Here is an 18,491-nt window from a genome sequence, read left to right as displayed (position 1 = left end):
ACCAGCCTAACCCGGGAATCCGGACACCCCCGAGGGAGGCTGCTCGCCTGGGAGATCGTATTCCAGAGCTCCGCCGGCGCCCATGGGGACAATCACCCACGGCGCGCCCCGGGCGGTCAGCGCGCGATGTACTCGCGGAGATGCTTCGCCGTGAGGCCGGTGCCCGAGGCCACGAGATCGGCGGGCGTACCCCGGAAGACGATCTCTCCGCCGTCGTGTCCGGCGCCCGGGCCGAGGTCGATGATCCAGTCGGCGTGCGCCATGACAGCCTGGTGGTGCTCGATCACGATGACGCTGTTGCCGGCGTCGACGAGGCGGTCGAGCATCCCGAGCATGTTGTCGACATCGGCGAGGTGCAGGCCGGTCGTCGGCTCGTCGAGCACGTAGATCGCGCCCTTCTTGGCCATCGAGATCGCGAGCTTGAGTCGCTGCCGTTCGCCGCCCGACAGGGTGTTGAGCGCCTGGCCGAGCGTGAGGTAGCCGAGTCCGACGTCGATCATGCGGACGAGGATGGTGTGCGCCGGCCCCTTGGCGAGGAACTCGGCGGCCTCGGACGCCGACATCGCGAGGACTTCGGCGATGTTCCTGCCGTCGAGCGTGTACTCCAGCACGACGTCGCTGAAGCCGGTGCCCTCGCACAGCTCGCACAGCGTCTCGACCGTCTGCGTGAAGCCGAGGTTCGTGATGATCACGCCGAGCCCCCGGCAGGCCGGGCACGCGCCTTCGGAGTTGGCGCTGAAAAGAGCCGGCTTGACGCCGTTCGCCTTCGCGAACGCGCTGCGCACGGTGTCGAGGATGCCGGTGTAGGTCGCGGGGCTGGAGCGCCGGTTGCCCTTGATCGGCGACTGGTCGACGACCACGACGTCGTCGAAGGCGGGCACGTTGCCGTGGATGAGCGATGACTTGCCCGACCCGGCGACGCCGGTCACGACAGTCAGGATGCCGAGCGGGATGTCGACGTCGACACTCTTGAGGTTGTGCTGCGTGGCGCCGCGGATCTCGAGCGCCCCCCTCGGCGTCCGCGTCGCCTCTTTCAGCCGCGCGCGGTCGTCGAGGTGCCGCCCGGTGATCGTCCCCGAGGCGCGCAGCCCCGGGACGTCGCCCTCGTACTGGATCTCGCCGCCCGCCTTTCCCGCGCCGGGTCCGAGGTCGACCACATGGTCGGCGATCTCGATCACCTCGGGCTTGTGCTCGACGACGAGCACGGTGTTGCCCTTGTCGCGCAGCAGGAGCAGCAGCGCGTTCATGCGCTGGATGTCGTGCGGATGCAGTCCCGCCGTGGGCTCGTCGAAGACATACGAGATGTCGGTGAGCGCCGAGCCGAGGTGGCGGATCATCTTGGTGCGCTGCGCCTCGCCGCCCGACAGGGTGCCGGATGCGCGGTCGAGCGACAGATAGCCCAGCCCGATGTCGATGAACGACCCGATGAGCTGGCGCAGGCTGACCATCAGCGGCGCCACATCGGGGGTGTCGACGGTCTCGAGCCACGCCGCGAGATCGGTGATCTGCATGGCCGCGGCATCCGCGATGCTGATCCCGTTGATCTTCGACGAGCGCGCGCCCTCGTTGAGACGCGTGCCCCCGCACTCCGGGCACGGAAGGAACTTCACGGCGCGGTCGACGAACGCGCGGATGTGCGGCTGGAGCGAGTCACGGTCCTTCTGGAGCATCGACTTCGTGATCTTCGGCACCAGACCCTCGTAGGTCATGTTGATGCCCTGGATCTTGATCTTCGTCGGCTCCTTGTAGAGGAAGTCGGCGCGCTCCTGCTCGGTGTAGTCCTGGATCGGCTTGTTCGGATCGACGAGGCCCGACTCGCTGAACCCCTTCACCATCCAGCCGTCGGGGCTGTACCCGGGGATGGTGATCGCGCCGTCGGCGAGCGACTTGGTCTTGTCGTAGAGCTCGTCGAGGTCGACGTCGCTCACCTCGCCCAGTCCCTCGCAGCGCGGGCACATGCCCCCCGTGATCTCGAACGACCGGCGCTCCTTCTTGCCCTTGTCCTTGCCGACCGCGATCGTGACCGCGCCGGCCCCCGACACCGAGGGCACGTTGAACGAGAACGCCTGCGGCGACCCGACGTGCGGCCGGCCGATGCGGCTGAACAGCAGGCGCAGCATCGCGTGCGCGTCGGTCGCGGTGCCGACGGTGGACCGCGCGTTCGCGCCCATGCGCTCCTGGTCGACGATGATCGCCGGACTCACATTCTCGAGCCCGTCGACCTCGGGGCGGCTGAGCTGCGCCATGAACTGCTGCACGAAGGTCGGGTAGGTCTCGTTGATGAGGCGCTGCGACTCGTTGGCGATCGTGCCGAACACCAGCGACGACTTGCCCGAGCCGCTGACCCCGGTGAAGACCGTCAGGCGGCGCTTCGGGATCTCGACGTCGACGTTCTTGAGGTTGTTCTCACGAGCTCCGATGACGCGGATGACCTCGTGCGAGTCGGCGATGTGGGGGACGGATGCCTCGGCCATGGGGTCCTTCCGATCGATGGCGACCCTACATTGTGGCCAGGATCGCGGACACCCTGCTTCCTCGATCCTGCTCGATCCGCAGGCTGCCCGTCGCGGCTCGAGCAGCCTCAGGCCGCGTCGGCCGCCGGCTCGATCGCGAAGTTGTCGCGGAACACGCACGTCGGGTCGTACGCGGCCTTCACCGCGCGCAGCCGCTCGAGCGTCGCCGGCGGGAACGCCTCGGCGATGCGCTCGGGCCGCTCCGACGAGTCGAAGCTCAGGTACATGCCTGCGGTGTGCTCGGCGAGCGCCCGCCACTGCACATCGAGTCGCTGGGCGTCGGAGCCGAGCGCCACGACGGAGAAGTTCGCCGAGCGGTGGGCGTACGCCGTGGCGTGCTCGGCCACGTCGGCCACCGCGCCGCCGACCGCGCGGAGCTGGAAGAACGGCACTGCGCCGGAGGCCAGCATCCGTGCCGCCGTCTGTGCGAACTCGGGCGTGATGTGGTCGATCAGTCCCGAGCGGGAATGGGGCTCGCCCACGCCGTGCTGGGGGCCGAGATCCGCGTTGGCCATCACCTGGGCGTACGACGCGACCTGCACGGACTGCTGCACGAGCGGCGCCAGCTCGGCGAACGGCTGCAGCCGCGCGATGATCGTGTCGGGATCGTCGGAGTCGACCACGCCGTACAGCTGGACCACCTGGGGCTGACCCGGTCGCGGGCCTCCCGCGAGGAGGAACGCGGTGAGGTCCCGCGGCGAGCCCTCGACGATGCTTCCGTACCCCTCCAGGAACTCCGCCAGGTCGTCGACCTGGAACGCCAGCTGCGCCCACCCGATGTCGCCGACCTCGTCGACTTCGAACTCGAAGGCTGTGACGATGCCGACGTTTCCGCCCGCGCCCCGCACCGCCCAGAAGAGATCGGGGTGCGTGTCGGCGTCGGCGCGCACGATCGAGCCGTCGGCCAGCACCACTTCCACCGCACGCAGGTGATCGATGGTCAGGCCGTGCTCGCGCGCAAGGAAGCCGATGCCGCCCGCAGTCGCGAGGCCGCCGACGCCGACCCCGCCATAATCGCCCGAGGTGAGCGCCCAGCCGTGCTCGCCGAGGGCCGCCGCGACCTGCATCCAGCGCGCACCCGGCCCGATTCGCACGAGACGGCGCTCCTCGTCGAGGACCTCGATGGCGTCGAGCCGGCGCAGGTCGATGACGAGGCCGCCGTCGTTGGTGCTGCGCCCGCTGATCCCGTGGCCGCCGCTGCGCACCGCGAGCGGAAGCCCCGGGTGACGGCGGGCGAAAGCGATCGCCTCGGCGACCTGGGCGGGCGAGTCGGGCTGCAGCACGATGCCCGGCGACCCGCCGCGCATGTACGTGGACCGTACGTCGCCGTAGCCGAAGTCGCCGGGTTCGATCGCGGTGAGCCCCTCGGGCACGTCGTCGTAGGCGATGCCCTCGCGGCGTGCGGCGAGCACGGCGGCCGAGCGCACCTCCCCCTGCACCGTGCCGCGGGCGGTCCGCTCGCGGGCGACCAGCTCGCGGACGGCGGGCGCGACCTCCTGGCCGAAGGTCTGCAGCAGGCGCGGGTCGTCGCCGGCGAGGATGAACGTGCCGATGCCGTCCTCGAGGGCGAGCTGCGCGAGCCTCTCGGCGAACTCGGCGGGGTCGGCGGCGAGCTGCCCGACGTTGAGCAGGCGGCGGATCTCGCGGGGGTCGCGGTCCGCCGACTCGGCCGCCGCGTCGATCGCGGCGTTTCCGCGCGCGAGGTCACCGGGCTTCATGTAGCCGAGCGATGGGAGCCAGCCGTCGCCTTTGCGTCCGGTGAGGGCGAGCATGCGCGGCTTGTACGCGCCGATCCAGATCGGGATGCGGTGGGCGGGACTCGGCCCGCGCTTCGCGCCGTGGACGCGGTGGAACTCCCCGTCGGTGAATGCGCCGCGCCGCTCGCTGGTGTCCCACAGCGCGCGGATGACATCGATCGCCTCCTCCAGCGCGGTCACCGCCTGGCCGGGCGTGAGTCGTCCGCCGCCCATCGCCTCGATCGCGTCCCAGAAACCGCCGGCGCCGAGCGCCAGGTCGAACCGGCCACCCGACAGCAGGTCGAGGCTCGCCGCCGACCGCGCCACGACGGCGGGCGGGCGCAGCGGCACGTTGAGCACGTTGGGAGCGATGCGGATGCGGTCGGTGCGCGCCGCCACGAACGACATGAGCGTCCACGTGTCGAGGAACGCGGGCTGGTAGGGATGGTCCTGGAAGGTGACGAGGTCGAGACCCGAGGCCTCAGCCGCCTGCGAGAGCAGAACGGGGACATCGGGGTTCGCCGCGGCGGGTGTGATGAATGCGCCGAACTCGAGTGCGTGTCCGTAATCCATGTGGGTCCTCCGAGTCTGCGAACGCCTCGGCGGCCGGGATCATTCCGTGCCGAACGACGCGGCGAGCGCGATCGAGTCGAACAGGTTGAGCATGGCGGAGCGGATCTCGCCGAGCGGGGTGGCGAAGCTCGCGAGCACGACCTGCTTCGACCCGGGCACGGCGAACCAGTACTCGGCTTCGAGTCGCGTCGACACCGCCTCGACGCCGTCCTCCTCGACGCGCTCCTCGTGGACGCGGTCGAGCCGCAGCATGCTCGCGCGCGGTCCGTCGAGCCGCCGGCCGGTGTCGGCGCCGTCGACCTCCAGCACGCGGAAGCTCTCCTGCAGCACCGCGAGCACGGCGTCGGCCGAGGTGCCCACCGCCGGGGTCATGCGCATCCCCACCGGCGCGTGCACCGTGAGCGATGCGGGTGTGGCCAGGTCGGGCACGATCTCGATGCACAGGAAGAGCGCATGGGCCGAGGCATCCGCTGCTCTGTCGACGACGGTGCGCAGCTGGTCGCGCAGCCGTCGCCGCGCGATCGCGGCGTCGTCGGCCGTTCCGACCACTTCGCGCACGACCTCGTCGATGCGGAGGGATGCCGCGACCCGATCGCGCGGGTCGACGGCGAGCCAGCGCCCGGGCAGCTGGAACGTGAGCCGCGGCGCGACGCGCGTCGACTCGTCGGTCGCAGTCACGACCCGTCAGCGAGGCGGCGGACGTCGTCGGGTGAGAGGCGGAGCGCCTCGCTGCCGGGCTGCAAGACGCCGAGCGCCTCGGCGAGCGCGGGCGTCACGGGGACGGCGTCGGCGAAGGCGGCGGAGCGGCCTTCGTAGTCCGCGCGGTCGCCGTCGATGAAGTAGACGGACACCTCTCGGCCCGACGAGGCGGGGTCTCCGGCCAGCACGGGCGCCGCTGCCCTCGCCGTTGCGACGACGGTCTCATCGGAGGGGTCGTCGACGAACAGCAGCACCACGACCTGGGTGCTCCACGGTCCGCCCGAGTGGGTCGTGTACGCCAGAGCGCCGTTGACTCCGTCGACCTCGGAGAGACCGGACTCGAGCCCGCCCACGTCGGAGTCGGACGCACAGCCCGCGAGCGCAAGGGCGCCGATCGCGACGGCGATGGCGAGCACGGCGCGGAATCGCTTCATCGGCACTCAGGACCCTCTCGTGTATTCGGCGACGTACACGTCTTCGTAGCTGCCTGCGCCCTCACCAGCGAAGAAGATCTCGTCACCGGGACGCGGCTCGGGCAGGTACCGCTCCGCCTCAGCACCATACATTCCGGAGTCGTGCATCGGCCATGCGAGCGGGCGGTAGGTCTGCCAGTCGTTGTCGAACCGCACGTAGTCGATGGGGTCGAGTCCGAGGAACTCGAGCGTGTGGACGGGATCGATGCCGTTGTTGATCTGAGTGACCCGCACGTCGGGCGGCATGTCGCTGTAGTGCTTGTCTATGGCGGAGCCGGCGGTGAACACCGACTCGACGCGATCGGCGACCCGCGGGCTGGTGGCGAGCTCGCCCGCCATCATGCCGCCGAGCGACCAGCCGGTGAACATGATCGGCGCCTCGCTCTCGAAGACCCCGGCCTCGGTCATCGCGTCCCACACCGCCTGCTCGTACTGCGTCGGCACACCCGGGAACATCGACAGCATCGCGTCGGTGCGGGCGTCGTTGAGGGCGCCCCCGGTGTTGAGCGGGTCCCAGTTCTGGGTGCTCGGCAGCTGCACCCGCCACGAGATGACGTTGCCCTCGGCATCGCGGATGGCGACGACGCGGATCTGCGTCAGGTCTTCGCCGCCCTGCGAGTCCTGCTCGGCGAGGTCCGCCATGAGCCCCTGATAGTCGCGCGCCTCCAGGGCGTCGGCCGCGGCATCCGCCTCCGCATCCCCCGTGGCCGCGGTGCTGCGCTGCGAACCGGAGACCTGTTGCGGCTTGCCCAGCATCTCGGCGATGGCGAGGGTCAGCAGCGCGGCGGCCAGCACGACACCCAGCAGGATCAGGCCCACCAGGCCGAAGGCCACGAACACCAGCCCGACGAGGAGCAGACCGACCACCAGCAGCAGGGCGACCACCAGCGCCGAGACGAGGGCGCTGAGCACCTCCATGAGCGCGTCGACCACCACCGAGAGCACCTGCGATGCCCACTCGCCCACCATCTCGAAGAAGTCGCCGACACCGCTCCAGAACTGATTCCAGTTATCGCCGAACGAGTCGGCGCCGTGCTCGATGGCCGTCTCGATCGCGTCGATCGCGCGGTCCGCGGCATCCCAGATGTCCTGCCGCGCCTGATCGAGGGTGCGCCGCGCGGCGTCGACCTGCTGGGCGGAGTGGGCCGCTCCGTCGCTCGTGGACCAGAGCTGCTCGTAAAGGGCGTCGGTGGACGAGCCCTCCGCCTCGGCGCGGACGATGTCGTTGCGCAGATCGTCGGCGTTGCCCTGCAGGCGGTGGCTGCGCGCCTGATGGAAGTCGGCGTCGGCGATGGCCGCGCGCGCGCTCGCCTGGATCGGCGCGAGCTCGACGGCGTACGTCGTCAGCGCCGTCGCCGTGCCGCCGTAGCGGCGCCGGGCGCGACGAAGACCGGCGGATGCTTCTTCCGCCGACGCCTCGAGGGCCTCGGTCGCGAGGCTGCGCTGGTCGTCGACGAGGTCGCGCAATGCGTCGGCCGCGCGCGAGATGGCCTCGGCAGTGGTCTGCAGGCGGCGCGCCCGGCTCTCGAGCTCGGTCGGGCGTCCGGCGAAGACGTCCTCGAACTCCCACTCCAGCCCCGAAGTCACGGCGTCGTCCCCTGATCGACGGAATCGCCCATCGACTGGTCGAGCTCGGTCATCGTGTCGTCGATCGCCTCGAGCCAGTCGCGCAGGGTCACCAGCTGCTCCTCGAGCTTTCCGCGGTTGTAGTCCCAGTTGCCCGCGAAGTCGCGGACCTTGCCGGCCAGACGGTGCTCGCCGGTCAGCTCGGCCAGGTCGTCGCCCACGCGGTCGGCGCTGCGAAACGTCTCGAGCGCGGCGGCGACGCGGCCGCGCGCGAGGCGCAGCGCTGTCAGATCCAGCTCGACGTCTGTCATCGGCTCCCCCGTCTCGGCGCGACGAGGTCGAGCCTATGGTCTGCGCCGGGCGGAGACGATGGGGACAATCCCCCACCGCGGGCCGCGGGCGGGGCCGCGCGCGTCACGCGGCGCGCCAGCACCCGACGACGTGATCGTCGACCATGCCGGCCGACTGCATGAGCGCGTACATCGTCGTCGAGCCGACGAAGCGGAAGCCGCGCGTGCGCAGCGCCTTGCTGAGGGCGTCGGAGTCGGACGTCGTGGCGGGCACCTCGGCGAAGCTCGCGGGCCGGGGGCGCGACGGCGGCGCGAACGACCACATGAAGGCGTCGAGCTCACCCTCGTCCAGCTCGGTGACGAGGCGGGCGTTCGAGATCGTCGCGAGGATCTTCGCCCGGTTGCGGATGATGCCGGCGTCGGCCATCAGCCGCTCGACGTCCTCGTCGTCGAACTGGGCCACCGCGGCGGGCGCGAACCCGGCGAACACCTCGCGGAACCGAGGACGCTTGCGCAGGATCGTGATCCACGACAGCCCGGCCTGGAAGCCCTCGAGGCTCATCTTCTCGAAGAGCGCACGGTCGCCGTGCAGCGGGACGCCCCACTCCTCGTCGTGATATCGGCGGTACTCGGGGTCGTCGCCGACCCACCCGCAGCGGTCGATGCCGTCGGGACCGGTGCGGGTGTCGGTGCTCACGCGCTCAGCCTAGGTGGGCTCGCCGACGTCGCCGAGGCGGGCAGGCCCGGCGCAGCCACCGAGGCGGGCGGACGCGGCGCGGGTCGCTCCGCACCGGCATCCCGCGTCACTTCGTCTTCAGCGACTTCTCCGACACGGGCGCCTCGCCCGACGCGGCGAGCGCGGCGTAGTACTCGCGCGCCTCGGTCTGCCGCTCGAGCTCCGCACCCGACGCGATCGGAGCGCGCACGTGCTCCGGCGCGAAGCCGTAGGCGTCGACGAGGTCCTGAGCGTGCGGGCGCAGGCGCGCGGCGAGCCGGTCGATGTATCGCGACACCGAGGCCGCCCGCTGGGCCGACAGGCGCCCGTTGATCAGGTACCACGCCAGGTGCTTCTCGATCAGGTGCAGCGCGAACAGGTCGCGCAGCCACGTGAGCACCTGGCGGGTGCCGGCGTCCTCGACCTTGTGCACCCCGTCGGTGAAGGCCTCCCACTGCAGCAGCTCGCCGTGGGCACGCGCCGCCTCGATCAGCTCGGCCTGGTGGCGGTTGAAGATCGCCGCCGCCTCGGCCGGCGAGAGCTTCGCCGCCGGGCGCAGCGCACCGGCGATGTCGGCCACCATCTGCTGCACACGGCCGGCGAGCAGGTCGTGCTGCTGGTCCTCGCGCAGTCCGAACTCCACCGAGCGCGCCGTCGAGCCCAGGTCGGCGACCGACTGCCCGAGCTGGCGCAGGCCGGCGCCGTGGAACACCCGGCCGGCGGTCTGGCCGACCGCGAAGCGCGCGAGGGTCGCGGCATCCGCTCCCTTGAACTGCTTCGCGTAGTCGGAGAGGAGACGCTTGCCGACGAGCTGGAGCAGCACGTTGTTGTCGCCCTCGAACGTGACGTACACGTCGAGGTCCTGGTGCAGCCCGACCATGCGGTTCTCGGCGAGGAAGCCCGCGCCGCCGCACGCCTCTCGCGCTTCCTGGATCGTGCTGAGCGCGTTCCAGGTCGAGAGGGGCTTGAGCGCGGCGGCGAGGGTCTCGAGGTCCTCGCGGTTGTCAGGGGTGTCCTCGCGTCCGCTGAAGACCGCGTCGAATTTGCGCAGCAGCTCGTCGTTGGCGAAGAACTGCGCGTAGTTCTGGGCGAGCAGCGGCAGGAGGCGCCGCTGGTGCTTGCCGTAGTCGAGCAGCACGACCTCGCTGCTGCCGGCGCCCGAGTCGAACTGGCGACGCTGGTTCGCGTACGTGAGAGCGATGTGCAGCGCCAGCGCAGAGCCGGTCGTGGCCGCGCCGTCCAGCGACACGCGACCCTGCACGAGGGCGCCGAGCATCGTGAAGAAGCGGCGGCCGGGCGAGGGGATATCGGAGCTGTAGGTGCCGTCGGCCGCCACGTCGCCGTACCGGTTCAGCAGGTTCTCGCGCGGGACGCGCACCCGGTCGAAGTGGAGGCGGCCGTTGTCGATGCCGTTGAGACCGCCCTTGACGCCGTCGTCCTCGCCGCCGACTCCGGGCAGGAAGTCTCCCGCGTCGTCGCGCAGCGGCACGAAGAAGCAGTGCACGCCGTAGTTGACGCCGCCCGTGATGAGCTGGGCGAAGACCGTCGCGGCCTTGCCGTGCAGCGCGGCGTTGCCGAGGTAGTCCTTCCACGCACCGCGGAACGGCGTATGGATCACGAACTCCTCGGTCTCGGGGTCGTACGTCGCCGTGGTGCCGATGGCGGCGACATCCGATCCGTGTCCTGTCTCGGTCATCGCGAAGGCGCCCGGAAGCGACAGGTCGATGATGTCGCGCAGCCACTTGTCGTGGTGCTTCTGGGTGCCGAGCTGGTACACGGCCGAGCCGAAGAGCCCCCACTGCACGCCCGACTTGATCTGAAGGCTGGGGTCGGCGAGGACGAGCTCCATGAACCCGGCGATGTTGGCCCCGTTGTCGCCCAGCCCGCCGTACTCCGCCGGGAAGGCGCGGCGGGATCCGCCGTGCTCGACCAGTGCCTGCAGCTGCGTCAGGGTGCGCTCGCGGTGCTCAGCCATCGGCTGACCCTCGATCTTCCAGAAGGCGGAGTCCTTGATCATCTCGCGCGCTTCACGACGCGTCTCGGCCCACGTGCCGAGGAGCAGGTCGGTGACCGCGGCGATGTCGATGCGGGGATCGGATGCCTCGGCCGCGCTGTGCGGCGCGGTGGGGGCACCTCCGGCGGGCGTGCGCTTGTTGGTGGCGGGTTTGCGGGAGCGGACGGCGGCGTCGGCCATATGCGTCACCTCTCGGTGTCGGAGGACGGGGAAGTCACCATCGACGGTAGGACTCCCACAACGCGCACCCAAACGGCTTGGATGAGTACCACAACGGGGGCGCGTGGCGAGGCGCGGTCCCGTTGTGCCCAGCCCACAGCGCGGCAGGATGGGCGCAGACTCGCGCGGACTCGGCGCGGACGCCGCGCGGACGGGGGAGGTGGGCATGCAGATCACGCTCGCGCCATGGCGCGCAGACGACCTCGAGGTGCTGCGCCGGGCGAACACCGCCGAGCTCACGCGCTTCCTCGGCGGGCCCGAGTCGGAGGCGGCGCTCGCCCAGCGGCACGTGGAGTACCTCGACGGGGAGTCGATGTTCCGCGTCGAGGGTGACGGCGTCACCCTCGGCTACGCGGGATGGTGGGAGCAGGAGCACGAGGGCGCGCCGGCCTACGAGGTGGGCTGCGTCATCGAGCCGGCGTGGCAGGGGCGGGGCGTCGCATCCGCCGTGCTCGCGGAGGTGGTGCGCCGGGCCGTCGCTTCCGGGGACGGGCGTCCGATCGTCGGCTACGCGCACGTCGGGAACAAGGCATCCCACGCTCTCTGCCGTCGGGTCGGATTCGAGCTCGAGGGCACGGGTGTGTTCCCGGGCGAGGACGGCGGTGCTCCGGTCGAGGTCGCGGTCTGGGTCATCCGCCCGTAGTCCTGGCGGCGCCGAGTTGCCAGTGACGGCGGGTTCACGAGACGGAAGGGCGCCTCCATCGGCAACTCGGCGGGCATCCGGGCGATTCGGCGGGGGAGGGCGTCGGAGGCGGGCCGCAGAATGGGCGTGATGACCATCGAACTGCGCCCGTGGCGCGAGGGCGACCTCGCCGTGCTCGAGAGGGCGAACACGCCCGAGATGACCGCGCACCTCGGCGGGCCCGAGACCGACGAGCAGGTGCGCGAGCGACACGCCCGCTACCTGCGCCTCAACGCCGCCGGTGCGGCCCGCATGATGCGGATCGACGTCGACGGCATCCCGGCGGGCGCCATCGGGTACTGGCAGACCGACCACGAAGGGGTGCCCGCCTTCGAGACGGGCTGGTCGGTCGAGCCCCGGTGGCAGGGTCGCGGCGTGGCACGCGAGGCGCTGCGGCAGGTCACCCGCCTGGTCGCCGCCGACGGCAGGCGCACACTGCTGGTCGCCTACCCGGGCGCCGACAACCTCGCCTCGAACGCGCTGTGCCGCGGTGCCGGCTTCGAGCCCCGCGGATCGGGCACCATCCCGTGGCGCGGCGGCGAGCTGACGTACAACACGTGGGTGCTCGACGTGTCTCCCCTCGATCTCGCCGGGCGTGCGCCCGACGTCGAGGAGAGGTTCGACGGACTCGCTCTCGACACCGGGCGATGGTGGCCCTTCTACACGCCGCAGTGGTCGTCTCGGAATGCCTCGGCCGCGCGCTGGTCGATCGCACGGGGCGGCCTCGAGCTGAGGATCGACGAAGACACCGTCCCGTGGGCGCCCCCGCTCGACGGCGACCTGCGCGTGTCGCACGTGCAGACCGGCCAGTTCTCGGGGCCGGTGGGCAGCGGCACGGGGCAGCACAGGTTCCGGACCGGGCTCATCGTGACCGAGGAGCAGCCCGAGCACCGGGGCTGGCTCGTGCGCCACGGGGTGATCGAGGTGCGCCTCGCCGCGATCCGCCACCCCGACGTGATGGTGGCGTTCTGGCCGATCGGGTTCGAGGAACAGCCCGAGGACTGCGGAGAGCTCTGCATCGCCGAGATCTTCGGCGGCGAGCTCGACGATGACGGCGGCTGGGTGGGCGTCGGCGTGAAGCCGCAGAACGACGGCCGGCTGCGCGAGGACTTCGAGAAGGTGCGCGTCCACGGCGACCTCACGGCGATGCACGACTACGCCGTCGAATGGACCCCGGAGCGTGTGCGGTTCTTCATCGACGGCGCCTGGGTGAAGACCGTCGCGCAGTCGATCGACTACCCGCTGCAGTTCATGCTCGACGTCTACGAGTTCCCGCGCGCCGACGGCACGCGCGACACCGCCGCGCTGCCCCACGTGCTGCGGGTCGAGCGGGTGCGGTCGTTCGCACCTGCCTGACGCGCACCCTGGCCCTCACGCTCCGCCCGCCGTACCGTGGCGGAATGACCGACGCCCGACTCGCGACCGTCGACGACGCCGAGACCGTCGCCCGGCTGCTGCATGACTTCAACACCGAGTTCGACACCGAGAGTCCCGGACCGGCAACGCTCGCGCCGCGACTGCGCACGCTGCTCGCGGGGACGGCGACTTTCGCCGTCCTCGGCGGCAATGGTCCCGACGGGGTCGCGCTGGTCACGCTCCGCACGAACGTCTGGTTCGACGGCCCCGTCGCACTCCTCGACGAGCTCTATGTCGCGGCCGCCCTGCGAGGGCGGGGAATCGGCAGCGAGATGATCGCCCTCGTGGCGGGCGAGTGCGCCGCGCGCGGCGTCGAGCTGCTCGAGGTGAACGTCGACGAGGGCGACGTGGATGCGCTCCGCTTCTACGGCCGTCACGACTTCGAACTGGTGCAGCCCGAAACCGGCGAACGTGCCTTCTACCTGTCGCGGACGCTGGGCGCGCGGTCGGTCGACGGGCTGTAGTCGCCAGCGACGGCCCGCGGGTCAGAAGAGGCCGACGATCCTGCCGTCCTCGTCGACGTCGATCGATGCGGCGGCCGGCACGACCGGGAGCCCGGGCATGGTCATGACCGCGCCGCAGACCATCACGACGAACCGGGCGCCGGCAGCCAGCCGCACCTCGCGGATCTCGACCACGTGCCCGGTGGGGGCGCCGCGCAGCTTGGAGTCGGTCGAGGACGAGTACTGGGTCTTCGCGACGCAGATCGAGTAGCCGCCGTACCCCTCCTCCTGCAGACTCCGGATGCGCGCGCGGACGGCGGTGGTGGCCGTGATGTCCGACGCCCCGTACACGCGGGTGGCGATCGTCTTCATCTTCGTCCAGAGCGAGGCGTCGTCCGCGTAGACGAACTGCAGCTCCGACGGCTCGTCGCACAGCCGCACGACCTCGCGCGCGAGCGCCTCGGCGCCCGCGCTGCCCTCGGCGAAGTGGCGTGCGACGACGGCGCGCGCGCCCTCCCGCTCCACGATGCCGACGAGCGCCGCGATCTCGGCGTCGGTGTCTTCCGCGCGATGGTTGATCGCAACGACGGCCGGCAGCCCGAGGATGTCGCGCACGATGCCGAGGTGCCGGAGCAGGTTCGCCGAGCCCTTCTCGATCGCGGCGAGGTTCTCGGCGGGCAGGTCGGCGACCTCCACACCGCCGTGGTACTTGGTCGCCCGGACCGTCGCCACGATCACGGCCGCGGACGGTCGCAGTCCGGAGGACCGGCAGAGGATGTCGACGAACTTCTCGGCCCCGAGGTCGGAGCCGAAGCCCGCTTCCGTGACGACGTAGTCGGCCAGCTTGAGCGCGGCGCGCGTCGCGACGAGCGAGTTGCAGCCGTGCGCGATGTTCGCGAACGGCCCGCCGTGCACGAACGCAGGGGTGTGCTCGAGGGTCTGCACGAGGTTCGGCGCGAACGCGTCGCGCAGGATCGCCGTCATCGCGCCGTGGGCGTCGAGATCGCGGGCGCGCACCGGACGGTGATCGCGCGTGTAGGCGACGACGATGTCACCGAGTCGCTCGCGCAGGTCGGCGAGGTCGTGCGCGAGGCAGAAGATCGCCATCACCTCGCTCGCCACGACGATGTCGAAGCCCGACTCCCGCGGGTAGCCGTTGTCGGGACCGAGACCGACGACGATGTCGCGCAGGGCGCGGTCGTTGACGTCGAGGACCCGGCGCCAGGTGATCCGCCGCACGTCGATTCCCAGCGCGTTGCCCCGATGCACGTGGTTGTCGATGAGCGCGGCGAGCAGGTTGGTGGCGAAGGCGATCGCCGCGAAGTCGCCCGTGAAGTGCAGGTTGATGTCTTCCATCGGAACGACCTGGGCGTAGCCGCCGCCCGCGGCGCCGCCCTTCATGCCGAAGACCGGTCCGAGCGCGGGCTCGCGCAGGCAGATCATCGCGCGTCGGCCGATCCGGCTGAGCGCGTCGCCGAGGCCGACGGTGGTCGTCGTCTTGCCCTCACCCGCCGGCGTGGGAGACATCGCCGTCATCAGGATGAGCTTGCCGTCGGGGCGATCCGCCAGCCCCGCGAGCCAGGGCAGGGCGACCTTCGCCTTGTAGCGCCCGTACTGCTCGAGGCTGTCCGCCGGAATGCCCAGCCCCGCTGCGATCCGATCGATCGGCAGCATCTCTGCGGCCTGGGCGATGTCGATGTTGCTCGGGTTCATGCTGCCCCTTCGGCGGACGCCGTCGTCCGCGAGGTCAGCCTATGCGGGCGACCGTGCGAGGGTGCGGAGCCCGAGTCCGTTTCACGGCCCGTGACGCCGCGGTGAGGTCCGGGATCAGGCCGCCGCGATGACTCCGAGCACCGCCTCGCCGTACGCCTCGCGCTTCTTGGCGCCGATGCCCGTCACGCCGTCGAGGTCGGCGAGGCTCGCGGGGCGCACCTCCGCAAGGGCACGCAGGGTCGCGTCGCCGAACACGATGTACGCGGGCACACCCAGTTCTTTCGCGACGCCGGCTCGCCATTCGCGCAGGGCCTCGAAGAGCGCGCGATCGCCGTCGGCGAGGGTGTCGGATGCCGCGACCTTGCGCACGCGCGGAGTCGTCGAGCGACCGAGCACGTCACGACGGAGCGGCACCGGCGTCTCAGCGCGCAGCACCCCGGCGGCAGGTTCGCCGAGCGCCAGCGTGCCGTATTCGCCGCGGGATACGAGGATGCCGCGGGCCAGCAGCTGCCGGATCACGCTGCGCCAGTCCTGCTCGCTGAGGTCGGCGCCGAGGCCGTACGTCGACAGGGCGTCGTGGCCCTGCTGCCGGATGCGCTCGGTCGACGATCCGCGCAGGATGTCGATGAGGTGACCCGCGCCGAAGGCCTGCCCACGCTCCCGCTGCAGGCGGACGATCGTCGACAGAAGCTTCTGGGCGGGCACGAGACCGTCCCACGTCTCGGGCGCCTCGATGCAGGTGTCGCAGTTGCCGCACGGCTGAGAGTCCTGCCCGAAGTAGGCGAGGAGGTTCTGGCGGCGGCATCCGATCGTCTCGCACAACCCGAGCATCGCGTCGAGATGCTGGCCCAGGCGGGTCTTGTACGCGCGGTCGCCGGGGCTCTGATCGATCATGCGGCGCTGCTGCACGACGTCGCCGAGGCCGTACGCCATCCACACCACGGACGGGTCGCCGTCGCGGCCCGCGCGGCCGGTCTCCTGGTAGTAGCCCTCGACGGACTTGGGCAGGTCGATGTGCGCGACGAACCGAACATCGGGCTTGTCGATGCCCATGCCGAAGGCGATCGTCGCCACCATGACGACGCCGTCGTCGCGCAGGAAGCGGGACTGATTGGCGGCGCGGACGGATGCGTCGAGCCCCGCGTGATACGGCAGGGCGTCGACACCCTGCGTGCGCAGGAACTCCGCCGTCTGCTCGACCGATTTGCGGCTGAGCGCGTAGACGATTCCCGCCGACCCCTCGGGCTGAGCCCGGATGAACGCGGCGAGCTGCCGGCGCGGATCGGTCTTGGCCTCGATGCGGTACTGGATGTTCGGGCGGTCGAAGCTGGCGACGAAGTGCCGCGCCTTCGGCAGCCGCAGTCGCTCGGTGAGCTCGCGGTGCGTCGCAGGCGTGGCGGTGGCGGTGAGCGCGAGGCGGGGAACGCCGGGGAACCGCTCGGCCAGGTCGCCCAGCGCGAGGTAGTCGGGCCGGAAGTCGTGGCCCCACTGCGAGACGCAGTGCGCTTCGTCGATCGCGATGACGCTGAGCCGACCGCGCGCGAGGAAGCGCAGGGTCGCTTCGGTGTTGAGCCGCTCGGGAGCGACGTAGAGCAGGTCGAGGTCGCCGGCGAGATACGCCTGCTCGACCGCCGCGCGCTCGGGCGGCGACTGCGTCGAGTTGAGGTAGGCGGCCCGCACGCCGTTCGCGACGAGGGCGTCGACCTGGTCGTGCATGAGGGCGATGAGCGGGCTCACGACGAGCCCGGTGCCCGGGCGCACGAGGGCGGGCACCTGGTAGCAGACGCTCTTGCCGCCGCCGGTCGGCATGAGCACGACGGCGTCGCCGCCGGAGACGACGTGCTCGACGATAGCGCCCTGCTCGCCGCGGAAGGCGTCGTACCCGTAGACCTCGTGCAGCACCGCGCGCGGGTCGGAGCCGACGAAGTCGCGGCGCGGGGCGGCGGTGAACGCGGGCTCGAGGGCGGGCCCGGCCGTAGCCGGCGCCGCGGAGGCGTAGCCGCGCGATGGCTCGACGTAGGGGGGCTCGTCGAACTCGGGCGGGGGTGCGAGCTCGTCGGGGTCCCACACGAGGTCGGCGTACGGGTCGCCCTGCGGAATGCTCATCGGATCCAGGGTAGCCGCGGGCGCCGACGCCCCGGCCCGGGCTCCCACCCGCTGGGGAGACGTCGGCGCCGCGCTTGACCGGGGAGGAGCCCCGGCACCCGATATCCTCGGCGCTATGCAATGCCGTTGACCCGCTTCCGCTCCCGTCACCCCGGCGCCACCGCGCCGGCTCGATCGCACGCCGCCCTGCCGGGCGCGCGGGTCGAGGCATCCGAAAGGCATCGCATGTTCTCTCTTCCTCTTCGCGGCAAGACCGCCCTCGTCACCGGCGTCTCTCGCCGCCGCGGGATCGGCTTCGCCGTCGCGTCACGGCTCGCAGGCCTCGGCGCGAACATCTTCATCCATCACTTCCGGCCGCACGACACCGCCCTCCCTTGGGGCGGCGACGACCTCGACGCCGTCCGTGCCGAGCTGCGCGCGGCGCTCACCCCCGGCGCTTCATTCGGCGATGCAGAGGCCGATCTGCGCGACGCCGACGCGATCCCCGCCCTCATCGAACGGGCGCGCGCGCTCACCGGCACGCTCGACATCCTGGTGTGCAACCACGCGCAGAGCGGCGGCGACGGTTCGATCCTCGACATGACGGCCGAGCGACTCGACGCGTTCTGGTCCGCCAACGCACGTTCGTCGCTGCTGCTGACGCAGGCGTTCGCGGGACTCCACCGGCCGGACGCCCCCGAGACGCGACCGGGCGAGCGTCCCGGACGCGACGAGCCCTTCGCCGAGCCCGTCGGACGCGTCTTCTGGATGACCTCGGGACAGATCCACGGCCCGATGCGCGGCGAGGTCGCCTACGCGACCAGCAAGGCCGCGCTCGCGGGCATCACGAAGACGGTCGCCGCGGAGCTGCTCGACCTCGGCATCATCCTCAACACGATCGATCCCGGCCCGGTCAACACCGGCTACCTCGACCCCGAGACGACGGACCGCCCGCTCGAGGAGATCCAGGAGTGGATCCGCACCACCCCGTTCGGACGCGTCGGCACCCCGGATGACCCCGCGCGCCTGATCGCGTGGCTCTCCACCCCGGAGGGCGCGTGGGTGGTCGGGCAGGTGCTGACCTCCGACGGCGGCGTCGCCCTCGGCTGAGCCGATGCCTCGCCCGGCGACCCGCCGCTGGCTCGACGTCTCCCGGAACAGGACAGCTCGCGCGTACAGGTCGGTGTCCCGAGATGCCCTGCGCCGGCCAGATCCCCTGACCTCGACCTGGTGGCGTCGCCCCGTCGCAACATCGGAGTTCGTGACCGACACGCCGGGGGCGGGATGCCGCGCCCCGGCGTGTCGGGGACGATCTCCGATCTTGCGGCACGGGCGCCCCCGGCCCCGCCCCCCC

At 71.4% G+C, this 18,491-nt stretch carries 14 protein-coding genes; 4 read left to right on the top strand and 10 right to left on the bottom strand.

All coding sequences use genetic code 11. The annotated features are described in order from the left end of the window. Nucleotides 1–116: 116 nt before the first annotated feature. The 8 genes from MK786_RS08170 to MK786_RS08135 all read right to left on the bottom strand — a co-directional run bounded on the left by MK786_RS08170 (nucleotide 117) and on the right by MK786_RS08135 (nucleotide 10,759). A complete protein-coding gene (locus MK786_RS08170; RefSeq protein ID WP_241111737.1) occupies nucleotides 117–2,474 on the bottom strand; it encodes an excinuclease ABC subunit UvrA in 2,358 nt (785 codons plus the stop codon). Nucleotides 2,475–2,581: 107 nt separating this feature from the next. Further along, a complete protein-coding gene (locus MK786_RS08165; protein WP_241111736.1) occupies nucleotides 2,582–4,822 on the bottom strand; it encodes an LLM class flavin-dependent oxidoreductase in 2,241 nt (746 codons plus the stop codon). Between the two features lie 39 nt (nucleotides 4,823–4,861). Then, on the bottom strand, nucleotides 4,862–5,500 hold the full coding sequence (locus tag MK786_RS08160) for a hypothetical protein (protein ID WP_241111735.1): 639 nt from the start codon (nucleotides 5,498–5,500) through the stop codon (nucleotides 4,862–4,864). Beyond that, the gene (locus tag MK786_RS08155; protein WP_241111957.1) at nucleotides 5,497–5,955 is read right to left on the bottom strand and encodes a hypothetical protein; all 459 of its coding nucleotides are present in this window, start codon (nucleotides 5,953–5,955) and stop codon (nucleotides 5,497–5,499) included. The genes MK786_RS08160 and MK786_RS08155 overlap by 4 nt, the downstream gene beginning before the upstream one ends. Nucleotides 5,956–5,961: 6 nt before the next feature. Then, nucleotides 5,962–7,581, bottom strand: a complete 1,620-nt coding sequence (locus MK786_RS08150) for a hypothetical protein (RefSeq protein WP_241111734.1) — start codon at nucleotides 7,579–7,581, stop codon at nucleotides 5,962–5,964. Continuing rightward, on the bottom strand, nucleotides 7,578–7,871 hold the full coding sequence (locus MK786_RS08145) for a hypothetical protein (RefSeq protein ID WP_241111733.1): 294 nt from the start codon (nucleotides 7,869–7,871) through the stop codon (nucleotides 7,578–7,580). The genes MK786_RS08150 and MK786_RS08145 overlap by 4 nt, the downstream gene beginning before the upstream one ends. Nucleotides 7,872–7,974: 103 nt before the next feature. Then, the gene (locus MK786_RS08140) at nucleotides 7,975–8,547 is read right to left on the bottom strand and encodes a DNA-3-methyladenine glycosylase I (protein WP_308220032.1); all 573 of its coding nucleotides are present in this window, start codon (nucleotides 8,545–8,547) and stop codon (nucleotides 7,975–7,977) included. Nucleotides 8,548–8,653: 106 nt separating this feature from the next. Beyond that, a complete protein-coding gene (locus tag MK786_RS08135) occupies nucleotides 8,654–10,759 on the bottom strand; it encodes an acyl-CoA dehydrogenase (protein ID WP_241111732.1) in 2,106 nt (701 codons plus the stop codon). 205 nt (nucleotides 10,760–10,964) lie between these two features. On the opposite strand from MK786_RS08135, the gene MK786_RS08130 reads away from it, so the two are divergent. The 3 genes from MK786_RS08130 to MK786_RS08120 all read left to right on the top strand — a co-directional run bounded on the left by MK786_RS08130 (nucleotide 10,965) and on the right by MK786_RS08120 (nucleotide 13,360). Next, a complete protein-coding gene (locus tag MK786_RS08130) occupies nucleotides 10,965–11,441 on the top strand; it encodes a GNAT family N-acetyltransferase (RefSeq protein WP_241111731.1) in 477 nt (158 codons plus the stop codon). Between the two features lie 129 nt (nucleotides 11,442–11,570). Then, nucleotides 11,571–12,836 (top strand): GNAT family N-acetyltransferase, encoded by a 1,266-nt coding sequence (locus MK786_RS08125; RefSeq protein ID WP_241111730.1) that lies wholly within the window; start codon nucleotides 11,571–11,573, stop codon nucleotides 12,834–12,836. A 44-nt stretch (nucleotides 12,837–12,880) separates the two neighbouring features. Continuing rightward, entirely contained in the window at nucleotides 12,881–13,360 is a 480-nt protein-coding gene (locus MK786_RS08120; protein WP_241111729.1) for a GNAT family N-acetyltransferase, read from the top strand. A gap of 21 nt (nucleotides 13,361–13,381) precedes the next feature. On the opposite strand, the gene MK786_RS08115 is transcribed toward MK786_RS08120, so the two are convergent. Next, complete coding sequence (locus tag MK786_RS08115; protein WP_241111728.1) at nucleotides 13,382–15,052, bottom strand: formate--tetrahydrofolate ligase; 1,671 nt, start codon at nucleotides 15,050–15,052, stop codon at nucleotides 13,382–13,384. Between the two features lie 114 nt (nucleotides 15,053–15,166). After that, complete coding sequence (recQ, locus tag MK786_RS08110) at nucleotides 15,167–17,158, bottom strand: DNA helicase RecQ (protein ID WP_241111727.1); 1,992 nt, start codon at nucleotides 17,156–17,158, stop codon at nucleotides 15,167–15,169. A 225-nt stretch (nucleotides 17,159–17,383) separates the two neighbouring features. On the opposite strand from recQ, the gene MK786_RS08105 reads away from it, so the two are divergent. Next, nucleotides 17,384–18,247, top strand: coding sequence for an SDR family oxidoreductase (locus tag MK786_RS08105; RefSeq protein ID WP_241111726.1), 864 nt, complete (start codon nucleotides 17,384–17,386; stop codon nucleotides 18,245–18,247). Nucleotides 18,248–18,491: the final 244 nt, after the last annotated feature.

The sequence above is a fragment of the Microbacterium sp. CFH 31415 genome, from assembly GCF_022538185.1.
Classification (GTDB): domain Bacteria; phylum Actinomycetota; class Actinomycetes; order Actinomycetales; family Microbacteriaceae; genus Microbacterium.
The sequence above is the reverse complement of the archived record's forward strand: the minus strand, read 5'-3'. Positions and strand labels throughout refer to the sequence as shown.

Bases quoted from the DNA above. Each gene is read 5' to 3' on its own strand.
- MK786_RS08170 (WP_241111737.1), bottom strand. From the start codon at position 2,474: ATGGCCGAGGCATCCGTCCCCCACATCGCCGACTCGCACGAGGTCATC.
- MK786_RS08165 (WP_241111736.1), bottom strand. From the start codon at position 4,822: ATGGATTACGGACACGCACTCGAGTTCGGCGCATTCATCACACCCGCC.
- MK786_RS08155 (WP_241111957.1), bottom strand. From the start codon at position 5,955: ATGAAGCGATTCCGCGCCGTGCTCGCCATCGCCGTCGCGATCGGCGCC.
- MK786_RS08145 (WP_241111733.1), bottom strand. From the start codon at position 7,871: ATGACAGACGTCGAGCTGGATCTGACAGCGCTGCGCCTCGCGCGCGGC.
- MK786_RS08135 (WP_241111732.1), bottom strand. From the start codon at position 10,759: ATGGCCGACGCCGCCGTCCGCTCCCGCAAACCCGCCACCAACAAGCGC.
- MK786_RS08130 (WP_241111731.1), top strand. From the start codon at position 10,965: ATGCAGATCACGCTCGCGCCATGGCGCGCAGACGACCTCGAGGTGCTG.
- MK786_RS08125 (WP_241111730.1), top strand. From the start codon at position 11,571: ATGACCATCGAACTGCGCCCGTGGCGCGAGGGCGACCTCGCCGTGCTC.
- MK786_RS08120 (WP_241111729.1), top strand. From the start codon at position 12,881: ATGACCGACGCCCGACTCGCGACCGTCGACGACGCCGAGACCGTCGCC.
- MK786_RS08115 (WP_241111728.1), bottom strand. From the start codon at position 15,052: ATGAACCCGAGCAACATCGACATCGCCCAGGCCGCAGAGATGCTGCCG.
- recQ (WP_241111727.1), bottom strand. From the start codon at position 17,158: ATGAGCATTCCGCAGGGCGACCCGTACGCCGACCTCGTGTGGGACCCC.
- MK786_RS08105 (WP_241111726.1), top strand. From the start codon at position 17,384: ATGTTCTCTCTTCCTCTTCGCGGCAAGACCGCCCTCGTCACCGGCGTC.